At 59.5% G+C, this 14,871-nt stretch carries 16 protein-coding genes and 1 pseudogene; 8 read left to right on the top strand and 9 right to left on the bottom strand.

Features of this window, described 5'->3' with window-relative positions; translation table 11 throughout:
- The first annotated feature begins 114 nt into the window (after window positions 1-114).
- Window positions 115-672: a hypothetical protein gene (locus ATY02_RS01930; RefSeq protein ID WP_068576205.1), complete on the top strand. Its 558-nt coding sequence runs from the start codon at window positions 115-117 to the stop codon at window positions 670-672.
- Here ATY02_RS01930 and ATY02_RS01925 read toward each other — a convergent pair.
- Window positions 669-1,880, bottom strand: a complete 1,212-nt coding sequence (locus tag ATY02_RS01925) for a tyrosine-type recombinase/integrase (protein WP_068576206.1) — start codon at window positions 1,878-1,880, stop codon at window positions 669-671. The two genes, ATY02_RS01930 and ATY02_RS01925, sit on opposite strands and share 4 nt — an antisense overlap.
- Before the next feature lie 319 nt (window positions 1,881-2,199).
- Here ATY02_RS01925 and ATY02_RS01920 point away from each other — a divergent pair, with 319 nt between their 5' ends.
- Together ATY02_RS01920 and ATY02_RS01915 are read left to right on the top strand one after the other, a co-directional pair.
- The gene (locus ATY02_RS01920) at window positions 2,200-3,051 is read left to right on the top strand and encodes a hypothetical protein (protein WP_068576208.1); all 852 of its coding nucleotides are present in this window, start codon (window positions 2,200-2,202) and stop codon (window positions 3,049-3,051) included.
- Entirely contained in the window at window positions 3,035-3,499 is a 465-nt protein-coding gene (locus tag ATY02_RS01915) for a hypothetical protein (protein WP_068576210.1), read from the top strand. The genes ATY02_RS01920 and ATY02_RS01915 overlap by 17 nt, the downstream gene beginning before the upstream one ends.
- 18 nt (window positions 3,500-3,517) lie before the next feature.
- On the opposite strand, the gene ATY02_RS01910 is transcribed toward ATY02_RS01915, so the two are convergent.
- From ATY02_RS01910 to ATY02_RS01890, 5 genes and pseudogenes are all read right to left on the bottom strand, one after another.
- A complete protein-coding gene (locus ATY02_RS01910) occupies window positions 3,518-3,700 on the bottom strand; it encodes a hypothetical protein (RefSeq protein WP_068576212.1) in 183 nt (60 codons plus the stop codon).
- 72 nt (window positions 3,701-3,772) lie between these two features.
- The gene (locus tag ATY02_RS01905) at window positions 3,773-4,462 is read right to left on the bottom strand and encodes a hypothetical protein (RefSeq protein ID WP_068576214.1); all 690 of its coding nucleotides are present in this window, start codon (window positions 4,460-4,462) and stop codon (window positions 3,773-3,775) included.
- Window positions 4,459-5,039 (bottom strand): annotated as a pseudogene (locus tag ATY02_RS01900) (RNA polymerase sigma factor). Before ATY02_RS01900 ends, ATY02_RS01905 begins: the two are co-directional and overlap by 4 nt.
- A 37-nt stretch (window positions 5,040-5,076) precedes the next feature.
- Window positions 5,077-6,825, bottom strand: coding sequence for a vWA domain-containing protein (locus tag ATY02_RS01895; RefSeq protein ID WP_068576216.1), 1,749 nt, complete (start codon window positions 6,823-6,825; stop codon window positions 5,077-5,079).
- A gap of 86 nt (window positions 6,826-6,911) precedes the next feature.
- Window positions 6,912-7,472: a YbhB/YbcL family Raf kinase inhibitor-like protein gene (locus ATY02_RS01890; RefSeq protein WP_068576218.1), complete on the bottom strand. Its 561-nt coding sequence runs from the start codon at window positions 7,470-7,472 to the stop codon at window positions 6,912-6,914.
- Window positions 7,473-7,909: 437 nt separating this feature from the next.
- Between ATY02_RS01890 and ATY02_RS36410 the strand changes: the two genes are divergently transcribed.
- The 4 genes from ATY02_RS36410 to ATY02_RS36475 all read left to right on the top strand — a co-directional run bounded on the left by ATY02_RS36410 (window position 7,910) and on the right by ATY02_RS36475 (window position 11,029).
- Window positions 7,910-9,136: a PAAR domain-containing protein gene (locus ATY02_RS36410; RefSeq protein WP_068576220.1), complete on the top strand. Its 1,227-nt coding sequence runs from the start codon at window positions 7,910-7,912 to the stop codon at window positions 9,134-9,136.
- A gap of 5 nt (window positions 9,137-9,141) precedes the next feature.
- Entirely contained in the window at window positions 9,142-9,603 is a 462-nt protein-coding gene (locus ATY02_RS01880) for a hypothetical protein (protein ID WP_068576222.1), read from the top strand.
- A gap of 98 nt (window positions 9,604-9,701) precedes the next feature.
- The gene (locus ATY02_RS01875; protein WP_068576224.1) at window positions 9,702-10,295 is read left to right on the top strand and encodes a DUF4291 domain-containing protein; all 594 of its coding nucleotides are present in this window, start codon (window positions 9,702-9,704) and stop codon (window positions 10,293-10,295) included.
- A 572-nt stretch (window positions 10,296-10,867) separates the two neighbouring features.
- Entirely contained in the window at window positions 10,868-11,029 is a 162-nt protein-coding gene (locus tag ATY02_RS36475) for a SymE family type I addiction module toxin (protein ID WP_083235868.1), read from the top strand.
- On the opposite strand, the gene ATY02_RS01865 is transcribed toward ATY02_RS36475, so the two are convergent.
- The 3 genes from ATY02_RS01865 to ATY02_RS35815 form a co-directional block, all read right to left on the bottom strand.
- The gene (locus ATY02_RS01865; RefSeq protein ID WP_228022247.1) at window positions 11,026-11,502 is read right to left on the bottom strand and encodes a hypothetical protein; all 477 of its coding nucleotides are present in this window, start codon (window positions 11,500-11,502) and stop codon (window positions 11,026-11,028) included. The two genes, ATY02_RS36475 and ATY02_RS01865, sit on opposite strands and share 4 nt — an antisense overlap.
- Before the next feature lie 663 nt (window positions 11,503-12,165).
- Window positions 12,166-13,194, bottom strand: a complete 1,029-nt coding sequence (locus tag ATY02_RS01860; protein WP_058182715.1) for an IS30-like element ISPsp8 family transposase — start codon at window positions 13,192-13,194, stop codon at window positions 12,166-12,168.
- Window positions 13,104-13,679, bottom strand: coding sequence for a hypothetical protein (locus ATY02_RS35815; RefSeq protein ID WP_178125900.1), 576 nt, complete (start codon window positions 13,677-13,679; stop codon window positions 13,104-13,106). Before ATY02_RS35815 ends, ATY02_RS01860 begins: the two co-directional genes overlap by 91 nt.
- A gap of 88 nt (window positions 13,680-13,767) precedes the next feature.
- Here ATY02_RS35815 and ATY02_RS01850 point away from each other — a divergent pair, with 88 nt between their 5' ends.
- On the top strand, window positions 13,768-14,748 hold the full coding sequence (locus ATY02_RS01850; RefSeq protein WP_010466230.1) for an IS5-like element IS1384 family transposase: 981 nt from the start codon (window positions 13,768-13,770) through the stop codon (window positions 14,746-14,748).
- Window positions 14,749-14,871 lie beyond the last annotated feature (123 nt).

The raw sequence follows: 14,871 nt of genomic DNA, 5'->3' as shown, positions 1-14,871 counted from the left end.
CGGAGTGTCCACATTTTTCTTACACTGCACGACATACGCACACACTGACTGACACGTATCGACACGGAGCGAGGCGTGTGCCATGATTTTCGGAAATGAGTTCAGGAGATTGTGATGGCCAAGGCCCAGCCGAACAGAGTCAAAGCTGAAACCCTTTCCCTCAGGATTTCGCCAGAGCTGAAGTTCGGGCTTGAGCTGCTTTCAAGAATTGAGGAGCGCTCGTTGACCACTCAGGTAGAAAAAGCTTTGCGTGAGCTTTTTGCTACTGCTCGTATGTCAATTGATTATTTCAGCAACACCGATATTCCAGAAGAAATTCCTCGTCATGAAATTTACTTTCTAGACATTCTTCACATTGTTAATTCGGTTGATGCGCCGACAAGGCTTGTGCGCACGGCAATGCTATTGCCCTACACAATGAACCAGCGCGAGCAAGTGCTAATGGAGCTCATCCATAGCCAGACAGTTTTCCGAGGCGAAGACACCGATATATTCCCAACTGATAATGAATATACAGAAGCTCTTGACTGGGTGACTGAAAACTATTTCACCAGATATTCTGGAATAAGTTTCAAAGCAATCCGCAAGAACTGGACAAGGCTAAATGAGGTGGCTGACCAAACCATTGAGCTTGGCCACTACCCACCGGAAATTGAGTGGGAAGGCTGCTAGATAAGCTCTACAGCTGCGGCCTTGGTGTCCGGGGCCAAGTGGGCATAGCGCAACGTCATGGCTATGTCAGAGTGCCCCAGCAGCTCACGTACGGTATTCAGCGCTACGCCAGCCATCACCAACTTTGACGCGAATGTGTGTCGCAGGTCGTGCCAGCGGAAGTTCTCGACCTTGGCCAACTTCAATACGCCATCCCAACTTTTTTTAACGTTGTCGAGCCTCCCAGCGTCTTTCGCCGGGAATACGAATCCAACGCGAACAAGATCACCGCGCCACGCTTTCAATACTGCGAGCGCTTCTTTGTTCAGCGGGATATGACGGGTCTGTCCTGATTTTGAAGTTTCGCCCTCTACCGTGAGAAACTTCCCCTGAAAGTTCACGTCACGCCAATGCAAGTTGAATACCTCGCCGCGACGCATGCCGGTATTCAGTGACAACAGCACCAGCGGTTTCAGGTGGTCGGCGAACTTAGCGGCGCGCAAATCTGGAAGCAATTCACGGTTGCGGGCGGCGCGCCAGGCATTTGCGCTGTCGCGGTCGGCCCGAATACTCTCCTCGCGATCGGCCAGGGCTTTGCGCAGGGCCTGCTCCTCGGCCAGGTCCAAATAACGCACCCTACCGCGCCCGTCGACCTTGAGCCGCTTTACCTTCGCCAGCGGGTGCTCAGGGAGAACGCCCCACTCTACGGCACGGCTCAGCAGGCCTTTCAACCTGGTGACGTTGCGGTTTGCCGTGGCCGGGGAGCGGCCAGCGGCCAGCCAGCCGGTGCGCACCTGCTCGATGCGCTTCTGCGTGACCTGGTCCATGGGCAGCGCCAGCAGATCGGCGAAGCTGTGGCGGATGGCGCGCACGCTGTTGTCGCCGTCGCGCTGATGCGCCAGCGCCCAGGGCTCGAATTGGTCGCGCAGGAACGCTTCCAGCGTCGGCATTGCGTCGGATAGTCGAGCCTGGGTGATCAGCAGAGGCTCGCCGTGCTCATGCGCCTCGGCCAGGTACCGGGCAGCTTCCCGGCGGGCCTGCTCAAGCGTGACCACGTTCACCCGGCCGAGGGTCGCCGTCTTGTTCCGTCCCCAGGTCACCATGTAGCTCATGTGGCCAGACGGCAGCACCCGAATGCACAGGCCTGGCTGCTGGGTGTCGTGCACGCGGTAGGCCTTTTCCTGAGGCGCCAGGGTGGTCAGAAGCTTGGCAGTGAACTTGGTTTTCATGGCGCTCCAGATCCGTGACAGCAGGGTGACAGCAGAAAGCACTATACCGCCCTGTATATCCATACACAACCATACGATATGGCCCAATGAATACGGGCATCACCCCGCAATTATTGGGTCTCGCTTTGCCCTCCGAAGGCAGGGGTCGTGGGTTCGAATCCCGCCGAGTGCGCCAGCTTCAACGAGAAAGCCCCAGGCCCATGGCCCGGGGCTTTTTTGTTGGCCCGGCCAAGGCCGGACGACAAGGGCATAGCCACCCGGGCCTGCCCAGGCGGAGGGCAACTTGCTACATTCCTCGCCCCCAGGACAGGAGGTCCCGATGCTGCGTCATCCCCTGCTCGACCAACCGTACCAGCCAACCTTGCAGAGCTGGATCGCCTGTTTCACCGGCTACCGCATGCCCGAGGCGCTGGATGCCGAGTTGAGCCGCTATGACCCCAATGATCCCGACGACCGTGAGCAACTGATCCGCCGCTATTGCCTGGCGCGGGACGATGTGCGCGAGAACTTCCGGCATCGGCAGCAGCGGGTCCTGGCGCTGCAAGCGGCCGTGGCCGATGCGCACTACGACTTCGGGCAGGTCTGGGAACCGCCCGAGGACGACTACGAGGACCCGCAGTGGCCCAGCGGTTGGCCGGAGCGAGTGATCGATAGCCGCGACTTTTTCCAGCGCCTGCTGCGTGCTGCCCGCGAGCTGTGGCACGACGACCTGGCCCGTGCGCAGCTGCCCTCGCTCAAGCAATGCCAGGAGATTGCCGAACGGGATCGCGGCAGCCGCGACTGGCTGTTCAGCGTCGATAACCCCGAGGCCTGGAAAGCGCAATTCGGCCTCGCCGCCACGCCCTACGAACTGGAGACGCCCGGCCCACAGTTCCACGGCGAGCGACTGCACCTGGCCCTGTCCGGGGAGCTGCCCCGCCAACGGCTGCCCGCCAGCTGGAACAGCTCGCCAGGGCCAAGCCATTGCCGCTTGGTGCTGGAGATCCTGGGCATCAGCGAGCTGGCCATGAGCGGCACACGCTTCGATGGGCCCATGCGCACCCAGCTCACGCGCTTGAACCCCGGTTACTACGTGCGCCTGGAGATCGGCTTCGACAGCGTGATCGAATGCGTGGCGCTATCTGTGAGCATTGCCCAGGTCAAGGGAACACAAGATGAAAAGCAACTTTGAAGAGGCGCTGGAGCGCCAGGAAGTGCTGCAGTTCTTTCGTGGCCAGGGCCAGTACCTGACCCGGGACGGCGATTGGGATGAGCACCTGTACTGCATCAACTGGCCGGGAATCTTCAGCTACCTGCGCGACAACGCCGACGGCGCGCAGCAGCTCAGTGCCAGCTTCGAGCTGTACGCCTACAGCATCGAGCAAACCCTGGAAGACTGCTTCGGCCTGCGGGAAAACCTGTTCAACTACTACTCGACCCGAGCCCACCTGGCGCCTGGCAGCGCCGACCTGCTGGGGCAACTGCCGCCGGCCTGCAAGCGGCGGATCGTCCAACGCCTGAGCTGGTATCGCTGGCAAGTGGAAAACCACCATCGGCTGCTGCCGGAGCGGGCCCGGCGCATGGGCGCGGATGGCGCCTGCGCCCAGTTCCTCGACCTGCCTGCCATGCCTTACGCCTGAAGATTCAGGCTGCCGGGCTCATTGAGCCTCGTCGGCCTTGGGCAGGCCTGCCTGGGCCTGCGGCGCCAGCGCTTCGGCATCGTCCTCTTCGGCCTGTTCAAGGTCGAAGTCCTTGCGACTCTCCTTGATGGCCTGACGGATCTGTGCGCCCTTGATCGGGCAGTTCAACATTGCCGCAATGCGGTCGATGCGAGGTGCCATGGACGGCCTCTCAAGTTCTGGAAACGGCCACGATAGTGCGCGTTTTCCGCCTTGAGGGCCAATCCTTGTGCTTCACCGCCGACGCAAGGCGTGCAAGCGGCTGTCCAGGTCCTCGTCCGGGTAGGCGGCATAGAGCTTGAGCAACAGCTCGGCCGCCTCTCGGTTATGGCCGCCGTCCCACAGGCGCAACACTTCCTTCAGGACCGGGTCCAGCCGCTCGATGGGGCTCGGACCGAGCGTCGCGGCCATGCGCTTGGCCAGGTGCGATGCATGGGCCTCGGTGGGGACGTCCGATTGCGCGAGCCGTTCCTCCAGCCGGTTCATGTGCGGTGCCATGGCGAAGCTGCTGGTGGGCGCCGCCGGGGCGGGAGCGCTCAGGGCACCGGATGCTTCGGCTGGAGCTGGAGCCGGGGCCATCTCGGCCTGTTCCATCGCCCGGGGCCTGGCCTTGGCTGCCGCAGGCACCGGGGCCGGGGCTCGCGCCGGGGCGAAGACCTGGGTCGGGTACTGCTCCGGAGTGCGCTGCACCATAGCGATGATCAAGGCCACGCCGAACAGGCTGGCAAAGGCCACCTGGTAACGCGGACGCTGGCAGGCCTGCAGCCAGCGCTGCCACCACCCGGTACGGGGGGCAGGAGCCTCGCGGCGGGCAGCAGCCAGGATCAGGGCGTCGAGATGGGCCGGCGGCTCCATCGCGCTGTGCTCGCGCACATGGGCCAGCATCTGCTCCTCGGCGGATGGGGTCTGTCGGGCGTCAGTCATGTGAGTACCTCCTCGGCCAGGAGCCGACGCAGTTTTTTCAATGCATAACGAAAACGGCTCTTCACCGTCTCCAAAGGTGCCTGGGTCAGGCTGGCGATCTGCGGCAATTCCAGCTCGCCGTGGGCCCGCAGCAGGAACACTTCGCGCTGGTCTTCGGGCAGGTCTTGCAGGGCCGCCTCGATGCGCTGCCGGTCGCGGCACAGGCTCAATTGCTGTTCGGGCCCAGGGCCTGGTCAGCCTCGGCATGCAGTTGTTCGTCATAGCTGTCGTGCAGTGGGTTGCGCACACCGTGCTTGCGCCAGTGGTCGATCAACCGATTGCGGGCAATCTGGTACAGCCAGGTGCGGAAGCTGGCCCGGCCCGATGGCCCGCTGGTGCTGCGGATCAGGCTGAGCCAGGTTTCCTGGTAGACCTCTTCGGCCAGCTCCGCCTTGCCGGACAAACCGAGCAGGAAGCGGTACAGGCCCTGGCGATGGCGCTGGTACAGCAGTTCGAAGGCCGCACCTTCGCCAGCACGATAACGCGCCAGCAGCGCTTCGTCGCTGCTGGCGTCGGGGGACGGATGGGGAGCAGACATAGGGCGCTGGAACTCCTGTTCACTGCTCGTCATGGCTCTACTCAAGGCGGCTTTGCACGGCATGCTGGCCCAGCGCATCGGCCGCCCGATCTTTGGGGGCTTGAGTTTGCAGGCTTTGCGCCAGCTCCACCAGCTGTACGAACTCACCACGCAATCCGTAGGGGTCATCGCCCTTGGCGCCCCGCGCCAACTTGGCGGTGTCGGCCAGGCTGAAATCCGCGGTGTAGCGAGCGTCCTTGAGCTGCTGGGAGAACGCCGCCACGGCGGCGGCAAACCGCAGGTCGGGGCTGGCCTTGGCCAGCTCCGTCGGCTGCTGGGTGCTGATCGGCCGCTCGATCAATCGGCTGCTGCCCCCTTCCGGCGCCTTGTAGCGCACCCGCAGCATGGCCAGCTCATCGGCCTTGCCGCTGGTGGCGGAAGTCTTGGCCTGGCCGTAGCGCAGCGGCTCCAGCCAGCCCTTCTCGCCCACCGGAACCACTTCATACAACGCCGTGACGGTATGCCCCGAGCCGATTTCCCCGGCATCGACCTTGTCGTTGCTGAAGTCTTCGCGCTTGAGCGCCCGGTTCTCATAGCCCAGCAGGCGATATTCGCTGACCTGGGCCGGGTTGAACTCCACTTGCAGCTTCACGTCCTTGGCCACCACCGCCAGGGTCGAGCTGAGCTGGTCCACCAGCACCTTGCGCGCCTCGCGCAGGTTGTCGATATAGGCGTAGTTGCCATCGCCGGCGTCGGCCAGCTGCTCCATCAGGTGCTCGTTGTAGTTATCCACGCCAAAACCCAGGGTGGTGAGGGATACGCCGCTCTTGCGCTTCTCGACCGCCATGGCCTTGAGGCTGTCGAAGTCGCTGACCCCGACGTTGAAGTCGCCGTCGGTGGCCAGCAGGATGCGGTTGATGCCCTTTTCGATGAAGCCCTGCTGGGCCATCTGGTAGGCCATCTGGATGCCCGAGGCGCCAGCAGTGGAGCCTCCGGCGGTGAGTTGGTCGATGGCGTTGCGGATCTTGGCCTTGTCGCGGCCGGAGGTGGGTTCGAGCACCACCCGCGATTCACCGGCATAGACCACCAGCGATACCCGGTCCTGGTCACGCAGTTGGTCCACCAGCAGCTTGAGGGTGCTCTTGACCAGGGGCAGGCCTTCGCGGCGGTCCATGGAGCCGGAGACATCCACCAGGAACACCAGGTTGGCCGGGGCCAACTGGGCCACTGCGCGATCCGAAGCCTTGATGCCGATGCGCAGCAAGCGGGTATGGGGGTTCCACGGCGTGGGCGCCAGCTCGGTGGTCACGCCGAAGGGCGAGCCATCGCTGGGCAAGGCGTAGTCGTAGGGGAAGTAGTTGACCAGTTCTTCCAGGCGCACCGCGCCTTCGGGCGGCAGGCTGCCCTGGTTAAGCAAGCGGCGGACGTTGGCGTAGGCGCCGGTGTCCACGTCGACGCTGAAGGTCGATACCGGGGCCTCGGCCACGCTGTGGATCGGGTTGTCCGGCAGGGCCTGGTACTGCTCGCGCGGCTCGTCCCGGTAGGCCTGGAATGACTCGCGGTACACCGCCGGCGCCGGCATGGGCGCGATCATCGATACCGGGCGCAGGCCACGCTTGGCCAGGGACGTATCGGCACGCGGCATCTCGTACTGGGCCTCAGGCGCCGCCTGCAGCGTGCCCTGGGCCGCAGCCTCCGCAGTGGCATCAGGCTTGGACGACACGCCGCAACCGGCAATCGCCAACAGCAGGCCAGCGATGGCGAAACCCTGGGTGGCCGGGCGAAGGAAATGCAGAGGAAGGGACATGGGGGCTGACCTCGGGGAAGAAATGATCCATTCCCCCCTTCAGACGAAGCGCCTTGGCGATTCGGGTTAAGCCCCCTGAAAAAAATTCAGCGCGAGTAGCGGCGCACCACGCTGCTATTGCGCAGTACGTGACCGTTGATCTTCTCCAGCAGCTGGGCGCGGGTCAGCCCGGCAGGCAAGGCCTCGGGGGGCAGGTCCAGGGCGAAGATCTGGATGATGTAGTGATGAGCGCTGTCGCCCACCGGTGGGCACGGCCCCATGTAGGTGGTGCTGTTGCGGCTGTTGATACCGGCCAGGCCTTCCAAGGTTGGCTTGGTGCCGGCGCCGGCCGGAAGCTGCCGGGTACTGGCCTTGATGCCGTAGTGCACCCAGTGATCGACACCCTGGCCCTTGGCGCCATCCGGGTCATGCATGACGATGGCGTAGCTCAAGGTTCCGGCAGGGCCGGCGGTCCAGCTCAGCGCCGGGGAGTTGTTATGCCCGCCACAGCCCTTGGCATCACTGGCATTGCCGGTGGTGAACAGCCGGTCATCCGACACCCCGGGCACATTCAGGGTGAAACGCTCCTGGGCCTGCACGGGAAGTTGCAGGCACAACAGCACGGCACCAGCGGCCAGCCAAGTATTGCGGGAGGCAAAGCGAGACATACGAAAGCACCTTTTGCGGATGAAAGCGGGGTGAGCACCAGACTATAGCCGGAGTAAATGAATGCGCCCCTTCACGCAAGGCGCGGTGGGAGATTGAGCTTGAGTGCGAGGGTGGTTGTAAATTAAAAAATGCGGAATTTTCCAGCCAAAACCACCCTGGGCACCGGGGCCCAGCCGGTAACCAGGCGCAGAGCGCTCTCTCAAGCAGGGTTTCATCAGCCGTGTGAATCTCCCGCCATCCCCACGGCTTGTGGTATTGGCCCGCTAGCGCTGCCTGCGCACTGGCGAGCCCTGGTCGACGCGATGGTGCTTTGCATTGGCAAATGCAGGACGACGTCCAGGACTTGCTGCCCCCGGAGCGCTCTTCGATAATCCGATGCTCACGACAATCAATGGCCCAGGAAAGGTGCTTGGAGCACCAAGGACGGAGCCTCAACATGGACGTACAGGCCGCAGCGCGGTTTGGCGATGAAATCGCCCATGGATTCGGAGTTGCAGCGATGATCGCCGGCGCGGTCGCCGGGGCTCTCATCGGTGCAGCCATCGTTGCGGCAACTGCCGCAACGGGCGGCCTGGCGGTGGTGATCCTGGCGGGTTCGGTCGCCGCTGGCGGCCTGTCGATGTTCCAACTGGTGAAGGGACTGTCGACCATCTTCGATTTGCCCGAGCCAACCACCGGCGAGCTCATAAGGGGCAGCCCCAACGTCTTCGTCAACCTGCGCAACGCCATGCGGGCCGGTGAGGATGTATCGAGTTCCTGTACCGGCTTTCCCCTGGGGCATCCGCCCTGGCCGCTCCCGGTCACCATCGCCGAAGGCAGCGCTACCGTGTACATCAACGGCAAGCCGGCGGCGCGCCTGACCAGCAAGATGACCTGCGGGGCACACATCAAGTCCGGTAGCCAGGACACCTTCATCGGTGGCCCGACGCTGCAGGTGGAGTTCGTGCTGGATATCGAGGGCTGGCTGCATACCGGCCTGGAGGTGTTGGGCCTGGTCGCTGCCGCAGGTGCCCTGGTGCTGGCGGCCATGGCTGGTGCGGCAGCCCTGCTGACCACCGTGGCGGTGGGCGCCGCGATCTATGGCGGCATGGAATTGCTCGGCCAAATCGGCGACCAGCTCGGCCCAGGCTACCGTGACCTGCTGCAAGGTATCGCCGGCCTGGCGCTGCTCGGCGCCGGGCCGAAAATGGCCAAGATGAGTGCGGAGCGCAACGCCGCGCGACTGGCCAACCAGTCGCAGGTACTGGAAGTGCGCACGGCCTCGGAGGTCAACAAGGTGATGATCGCCAAGGAGGAGTTGCCAGCGTGGCTGGAGGGAACCCAGGTCAAGACCGAGATAGTGCCGCCAGGAACGCAATACCAGATGGTGGTCGCCAAGGGCCAGGCCGAAGCCATCATGCAGGGCAAAAAGTTCTTCGGCGGATTCGCCACCCCCGATGCGGTTCCCAACCAGGCCTATGCCCGGGATAAACTGGTGATCCTCGAGCGGTTCAAGCCAGACGTGTCCTATGTGATCACCGTCGAGACCACCGCCCCGCAAAAGATTCACAGTGGCATCACCGGCCCGCTGGAGAACTACAAGGGCGGGGTGAGACAAGTGGAGTTCCTTGGTGACAGGCTTGTGAAAATAGTCGGCACGCCTAAAGTGCTGCCTGTGGAGTGAAAATTGTGATCAGTGATTTCGAACGCATCCGGGAAGACGGCAAGGTCATCGACGAAAACATGACAGTGGACCGGATGATCGCCCTCGGGTGGTCTCCTTGCCTGGTCGTCGAGGCACGCTGGCGCTGGCAGGAACAGCTCCTGAGCGTGGTCAACAGCCGCGGCCTGCTGGCGATCGTGGTACCGGATCGGCAACACCTCGCCATTTTGTGGAACGATGACGACACGGGCATGGCCGCGACCCTCTACGTGGTCTCCGGCGACCGCCAGCAACAGATCCGGATTACCGACCAGTTGCTGATCGATGGCCAGCTCGAGACCGGCGTCTACACCTGGTTCGAACCGTTCCCGCAGGATTCGCCCAGCGTCTTCACCTGCATGTTCAGCCGACAACGCGACCAGGCGATGTTCAGGGTGGATATCGACGCGGCGACCGGCGACATTCTTTTGATACAGCATTCCCGCTGAACACCCTTGTGCCTGGATGCCGCGCAACAGCACATGGCGCAGCGCACCAGGCGCATCACGGGCGGCCACTCAGCCGCCCGCTTTCACAAGGAAACACCATGCCTGCAACAGCCGACAACACCCCCCTGCGCCAGATCCGGGCGGTCTACGACGCCAGCACCCTGCGCGTCTACCAGGCCTACTCGGCAAGCATTGCCGATGCGGCGCTGGCCCATGGCACCTTCGTCTCGCCACCGTTCAAGATGGAGCGCATGACCTGGATAAAGCCCTCCTTCCTCTGGATGATGTATCGCGCCGGCTGGGGCTTCAAAGACGCAGGGCAGAGCCGCATCCTGGCCATCGACATCAGCCGCGAAGGCTTCGAATGGGCCCTGGCCCACAGCTGCCCGAGCCACGCCGAGGAGGGGATGAGCAAGGAGCAATGGTTGCAGTTGAAAGACCAGTCGCCGGTGCGCATCCAGTGGGACCCGGAACGCGACCTGCACCTACGGCCCCAGGAACACCGGGCCATCCAGATCGGCCTTGGCCAGGAAGCGGTGGGCTTGTACGTGAACCAGTGGATCCAGCGCATCAGCGACGTCACGCCGCTGGCGCATCGCATCCATGAGCGGGTGCTGGCTGGCGACCTGGAAGAGGCGCGGCGCCTGCTACCCCAGGAGCGCGAATACCCCATGGCGGGCCCTGCTGCGTAAACCGCCTGGCGCGCCAGGCCAGCGATCGGCATGGGGCGTTTGCAGCTCGTCGAGCATTGTCGTCAGCGCCACCTCGGGCGGCGTTGGAGTGATAACCGAACGACCGTCATCGTAGAAATCGAGCAGGCGCCCACTTCCACTTAGTAACCGTGTTGCACTCAGCCCCTGAAACTGTCAACTAGAACAACCGGAAATTCAATGTCCAGCTCTACTCCCAGAGTCCCACATCATGGCGCTCCAAGATCCAGTTTTTTAGAGCATTAAAACTTTAGGTATCAACAGCATTAATTGCCCAACCAGAATCAACCCTATTTAGTTTCAGTTCATCGAGCCAAGCTCCATCCCAACTCAATTTGAGAAGCTAAAACACCATGATCTTTCAGTAACATCTCACCACAACTCTAACCGCCAAACCATCCTTATAAGTAAACTTATAATATTCACCAGCTTTGTGCTTTCCACTACCTGGATGATATTGAATCTCGGAAATGGTTGGATGCCCTTAAACTTTATATGCCTGGGCCTTTCCTGAGGTTCCTGAGCGAATACTTGGGGTCAGCGTTGCATCATCCATGCTTCGACTGCCTGGACACTGGCTGCAACAGGCAGGGTTTGAGGTCAATCAGAAAATTAGAATCAAGGTCAGTAAGAATAGGCTGGTAGTTACAGCGGAGCGAAAAATAATATCCCCGGCAGTGCCGGGGATATTTTTAGCATTCAAAGTAACCAACTAAAGCCCCGCAACAAATTCTCTAACCAGCTGGCGGCTCGAATCATTTTTAGCCAACTTATTTAAAATCGGAATCAAATAATAAAGCAACAATTCAACCTTTGATGCTTCTGCCGGAATAGCTTCCGCCACACAACCAATTAATAACTTTATAGACATAATAGCCGCAAAAGACTCATACCCTCTTGGCCCAGAAAAAGGTAATTTTCTAAAATAGTATTTTGCTAATCGCTTCTGATCAGAGCGCTTCCACGTACGATGGGGAATCAGTAGCAATGCTTCTCCCCAATCAGCAGACTCTATCGGATACTTAGTCATTAGCCAATCAGCAGCTTGATCAGAATTCACCCTAACAAGCTGTGCGCATAGCGCCCTCTGTCGCTCATCCATGTCAAACCTAACTTGGACTAAATAAATTTTCTGGCAGCCTGGAGTTATTACATAACGATGCTGGCGTCTTGCAATGCCCAGAGCCATTATTCTGCTGACTTATTGCTCCTCGACTTGGAACATAATTATTCCAATAGCGTATAGAACCTGAATATTTTAAGTCCCTCTATCTCTAAGTCCAAGGTGAGTTGAAAAACCTTCATTAATATTTTTCCTACTGACTCGAACTGCTCCATCAGGCACTGTTACAAAGCCATATGATCCTGATGGCGTTTTATTCCCTTATCTTTGCTGATTATGGCATGGCCCAAGCCATAGTAGTTTTGCTTTTAGTGAGTCAGGAACCAGCTCAAAAAGAGCCTGAATAAACTTTATATGCTCCGAGTAATTAGGTGAAATATCATCACTGCAGTTGTCAAAGTAATATTTAGCCTGATGATTTAAAAACCATATATCATGCTCAGAAAATTCAGAGTCCAACAAACCGACTGTAAGGTTGTGCACTAACTCCGCCTCAAAATAACACGACCTATCCTTACCCTTTATCTTTTTATCCAGAGTCTGGATATTTCTTATATAAGGCAGAGCTAGGGACAACATCCTAACGTATATTTCATTTTTTTTAATATGAGCGATCATCATTTTCTTACCGGCATGGATTGAGCTCCAGCAGGGGCACTTTTTGTTTGAGTCCACAGTCCATTTTTCAATAACTTATCTAGGCGGTTGCAGGAGCTGAGTGCAACACGGTCATTGAATTGAAACTGGAGCATCATGCCGCATAGCCATGGCCTTCTGCATCACCTCGTCCATAACTTCGATTGGGCATTTGAAGTCGAAGCGCTTACGCGGTCGCATGTTCAGTTGCAGCGCAATGGCGTCCAGCTCCTCCTGGCTATGTACCGACAGGTCTGTGCCCTTGGGCAAGTACTGGCGAATCAGGCCGTTGATGTTTTCGTTGCTGCCGCGCTGCCAGGGGCTGTGCGGGTCGCAGAAGTAGATCGCCACGCCGGTTCTTTGGGTGATCTCGGCGTGTCGCGCCATCTCCCGGCCCTGGTCGTAAGTCATGCTCTTGCGCATCTCCAGCGGCATGCTATTGAGCGCGGCGCTGAAGCCTTCCAGCGCCGAAGTCGCCGTCGCGTCGTTCATCTTCACCAACATCAGGTACCCACTGGTGCGTTCCACCAGCGTACCGACGGACGAGGCGTTGGCCTTACCCTTGATGAGGTCGCCTTCCCAATGCCCCGGCATCAGCCTGTCTTCAATCTCCGGCGGGCGCACATGAATACTGACCATCTCGGGGATCTGGCCGCGCCGATCCACGCCACCAGAGCGCGGCCGGCGCGTCGTCTTGCCTTGGCGCAGACAGATGATCAGCTCCTTACGCAGCTCACCCACTGGCAGGGCATAGATCGCGTTGTAGATCGTCTCGCGACAGACGTAGGCATCTCTGAGGCTAGGTATGTTCATGTGGCGCAGCTTGCCGGCAATCTGTTCGGGAGACAAACGCTCACGCAGCATATGAACCACCAGTTCGAAGCGCTCGCTCCCCGGCAGCAGCTTTCGGCTCGGTCGACAGACTTGGCGGCGGGCCTTCATCTGCTCCTGGGCCGCGCGGGCCGAGTAGCTGCCACAGACATCTCGATTGCGGCGCAGCTCTCGACTGATGGTCGAAGGAGACCTATTGATCAGGCGAGCAATCCTGCGCAGGCTGAAGCCCTGGGCGTGGCCGATTTGGATGGTGGCGCGTTCTTCAACGCTGAGTTCGGTATATGACATAGGGGCAGCACCGTACCGGAAAGGTCAGGTGTTGCACTCAGTTTTTGCCGCCGCCCTATAAAAGAAGCATCACCTGTCTTTCTGAATATTTCCTGGGCGGCGACCATGCGATGATTCCCCTCAGATATATAATAAATTCCCTTGCTGTCTACATAACCAGCAATACGTCCTTCCGGGGCTGTAAACCTATAATTATTGGATAGCATATCATTTTTAATCTGATCCACTTGCTGGGGATTCCGAAGACCTACCTGCATACTTTTTATACCGGTTGACGCCCCTGATCTGGAAATATTAGAAACAGTCGTCTTAGCAAGACCAATTAAACTTTTACCTAACACAGCTACAGAAGCGACTGCAGCTTGGTTTTCAGGATCAGATATAAACAGTGCGAAACTCGCCCATTTCGGGCTATTTACGTCTATTTTTGCTAAATCTTGCCCATTCCATTCTTGAATATATGCCTTGGCTTCATCATTGCTCATCACATCCAGGCCAATATGACTTAGGGAAACTCTGAAAAAGACTTTCTGATTTGGCAAAATACCGCGACCCCACCCACCGAGTTTCCCGATGAAGCAGATGACCTTCGCCGACGCCGAGTACGCTGGCAAGCGCAAGCAAACCCGCAAGGAGTTGTTCCTGATCGAGATGGATCGGGTGGTGCCGTGGAAGGGCTTGATTGCTTTGATCGAGCCACATTATCCGAAAGGTGAAGGTGGCCGTCCGGCCTACCCGTTGATGGCGATGCTGCGTGTGCATCTGCTGCAGAACTGGTTCGGCTACAGCGATCCAGCGATGGAGGAAGCGCTGTACGAAACCACGATCCTGCGCCAGTTTGCCGGGCTGAACCTGGAGCGCATCCCCGACGAAACCACCATTCTCAACTTCCGCCGCTTGCTGGAGAAACACGAGCTGGCGGCCGGCATCCTCGCTGTCATCAATGGCTATCTGGGCGACCGCGGCCTGTCGCTGCGCCAGGGCACCATCGTCGATGCAACGCTGATCAATGCGCCCAGTTCGACCAAGAACAAGGACGGCAAGCGCGACCCGGAAATGCACCAGACCAAGAAGGGAAACCAGTATTATTTTGGCATGAAGGCCCACATCGGCGCCGATGACGAATCGGGTCTGGTGCACAGCGTAGTGGGCACGGCGGCCAATGTGGCGGATGTCACCCAGGTGGACAAATTGCTGCATGGCGACGAAAACGTGGTCTGCGCCGATGCAGGCTACACCGGTGTCGAAAAGCGGCCCGAGCATGAAGGACGTGAAGTTATCTGGCAGGTGGCGGCACGCCGCAGCACCTACAAAAAACTCGATAAGCGCAGCGTGCTGTACAAAGCCAAGCGCAAGATTGAAAAGGCCAAGGCTCAGGTGCGCGCCAAGGTCGAGCATCCGTTCCGGGTAATCAAGCGCCAGTTCGGTTACACCAAGGTGCGCTTTCGCGGCTTGGCCAAAAACACGGCGCAACTGGTGACACTGTTCGCTCTGTCGAACCTGTGGATGGCGCGCCGACATTTACTGACGAATGCAGGAGAGGTGCGCCTGTAATGCGGGAAATGGCCACCGGAGTGGGGTCCGGGTGGCGAAAACGTAAGAAATACTCGTCGAATTGATTGTTTTTTGATCATTTGGCGAGTTTAAAAGTTGCGCTAGGTGGTATGCCGGGGAAAT

Origin of the sequence: Pseudomonas sp. BIOMIG1BAC (genome assembly GCF_001705995.2) — a bacterium.
Lineage (GTDB): Bacteria > Pseudomonadota > Gammaproteobacteria > Pseudomonadales > Pseudomonadaceae > Aquipseudomonas > Aquipseudomonas sessilinigenes.
Note: the sequence above shows the minus strand (reverse complement) of the source record. Positions and strands in the feature narration are given on the sequence as shown.

What these genes read in the sequence shown, in the direction of transcription:
- ATY02_RS01930 (WP_068576205.1), top strand. Translation starts at nt 115, where the DNA reads ATGGCCAAGGCCCAGCCGAACAGAGTCAAAGCTGAAACCCTTTCCCTC.
- ATY02_RS01925 (WP_068576206.1), bottom strand. Translation starts at nt 1,880, where the DNA reads ATGAAAACCAAGTTCACTGCCAAGCTTCTGACCACCCTGGCGCCTCAG.
- ATY02_RS01920 (WP_068576208.1), top strand. Translation starts at nt 2,200, where the DNA reads ATGCTGCGTCATCCCCTGCTCGACCAACCGTACCAGCCAACCTTGCAG.
- ATY02_RS01915 (WP_068576210.1), top strand. Translation starts at nt 3,035, where the DNA reads ATGAAAAGCAACTTTGAAGAGGCGCTGGAGCGCCAGGAAGTGCTGCAG.
- ATY02_RS01910 (WP_068576212.1), bottom strand. Translation starts at nt 3,700, where the DNA reads ATGGCACCTCGCATCGACCGCATTGCGGCAATGTTGAACTGCCCGATC.
- ATY02_RS01905 (WP_068576214.1), bottom strand. Translation starts at nt 4,462, where the DNA reads ATGACTGACGCCCGACAGACCCCATCCGCCGAGGAGCAGATGCTGGCC.
- ATY02_RS01895 (WP_068576216.1), bottom strand. Translation starts at nt 6,825, where the DNA reads ATGTCCCTTCCTCTGCATTTCCTTCGCCCGGCCACCCAGGGTTTCGCC.
- ATY02_RS01890 (WP_068576218.1), bottom strand. Translation starts at nt 7,472, where the DNA reads ATGTCTCGCTTTGCCTCCCGCAATACTTGGCTGGCCGCTGGTGCCGTG.
- ATY02_RS36410 (WP_068576220.1), top strand. Translation starts at nt 7,910, where the DNA reads ATGGACGTACAGGCCGCAGCGCGGTTTGGCGATGAAATCGCCCATGGA.
- ATY02_RS01875 (WP_068576224.1), top strand. Translation starts at nt 9,702, where the DNA reads ATGCCTGCAACAGCCGACAACACCCCCCTGCGCCAGATCCGGGCGGTC.
- ATY02_RS36475 (WP_083235868.1), top strand. Translation starts at nt 10,868, where the DNA reads ATGCTTCGACTGCCTGGACACTGGCTGCAACAGGCAGGGTTTGAGGTC.
- ATY02_RS01865 (WP_228022247.1), bottom strand. Translation starts at nt 11,502, where the DNA reads ATGGCTCTGGGCATTGCAAGACGCCAGCATCGTTATGTAATAACTCCA.
- ATY02_RS01860 (WP_058182715.1), bottom strand. Translation starts at nt 13,194, where the DNA reads ATGTCATATACCGAACTCAGCGTTGAAGAACGCGCCACCATCCAAATC.
- ATY02_RS35815 (WP_178125900.1), bottom strand. Translation starts at nt 13,679, where the DNA reads ATGAGCAATGATGAAGCCAAGGCATATATTCAAGAATGGAATGGGCAA.
- ATY02_RS01850 (WP_010466230.1), top strand. Translation starts at nt 13,768, where the DNA reads ATGAAGCAGATGACCTTCGCCGACGCCGAGTACGCTGGCAAGCGCAAG.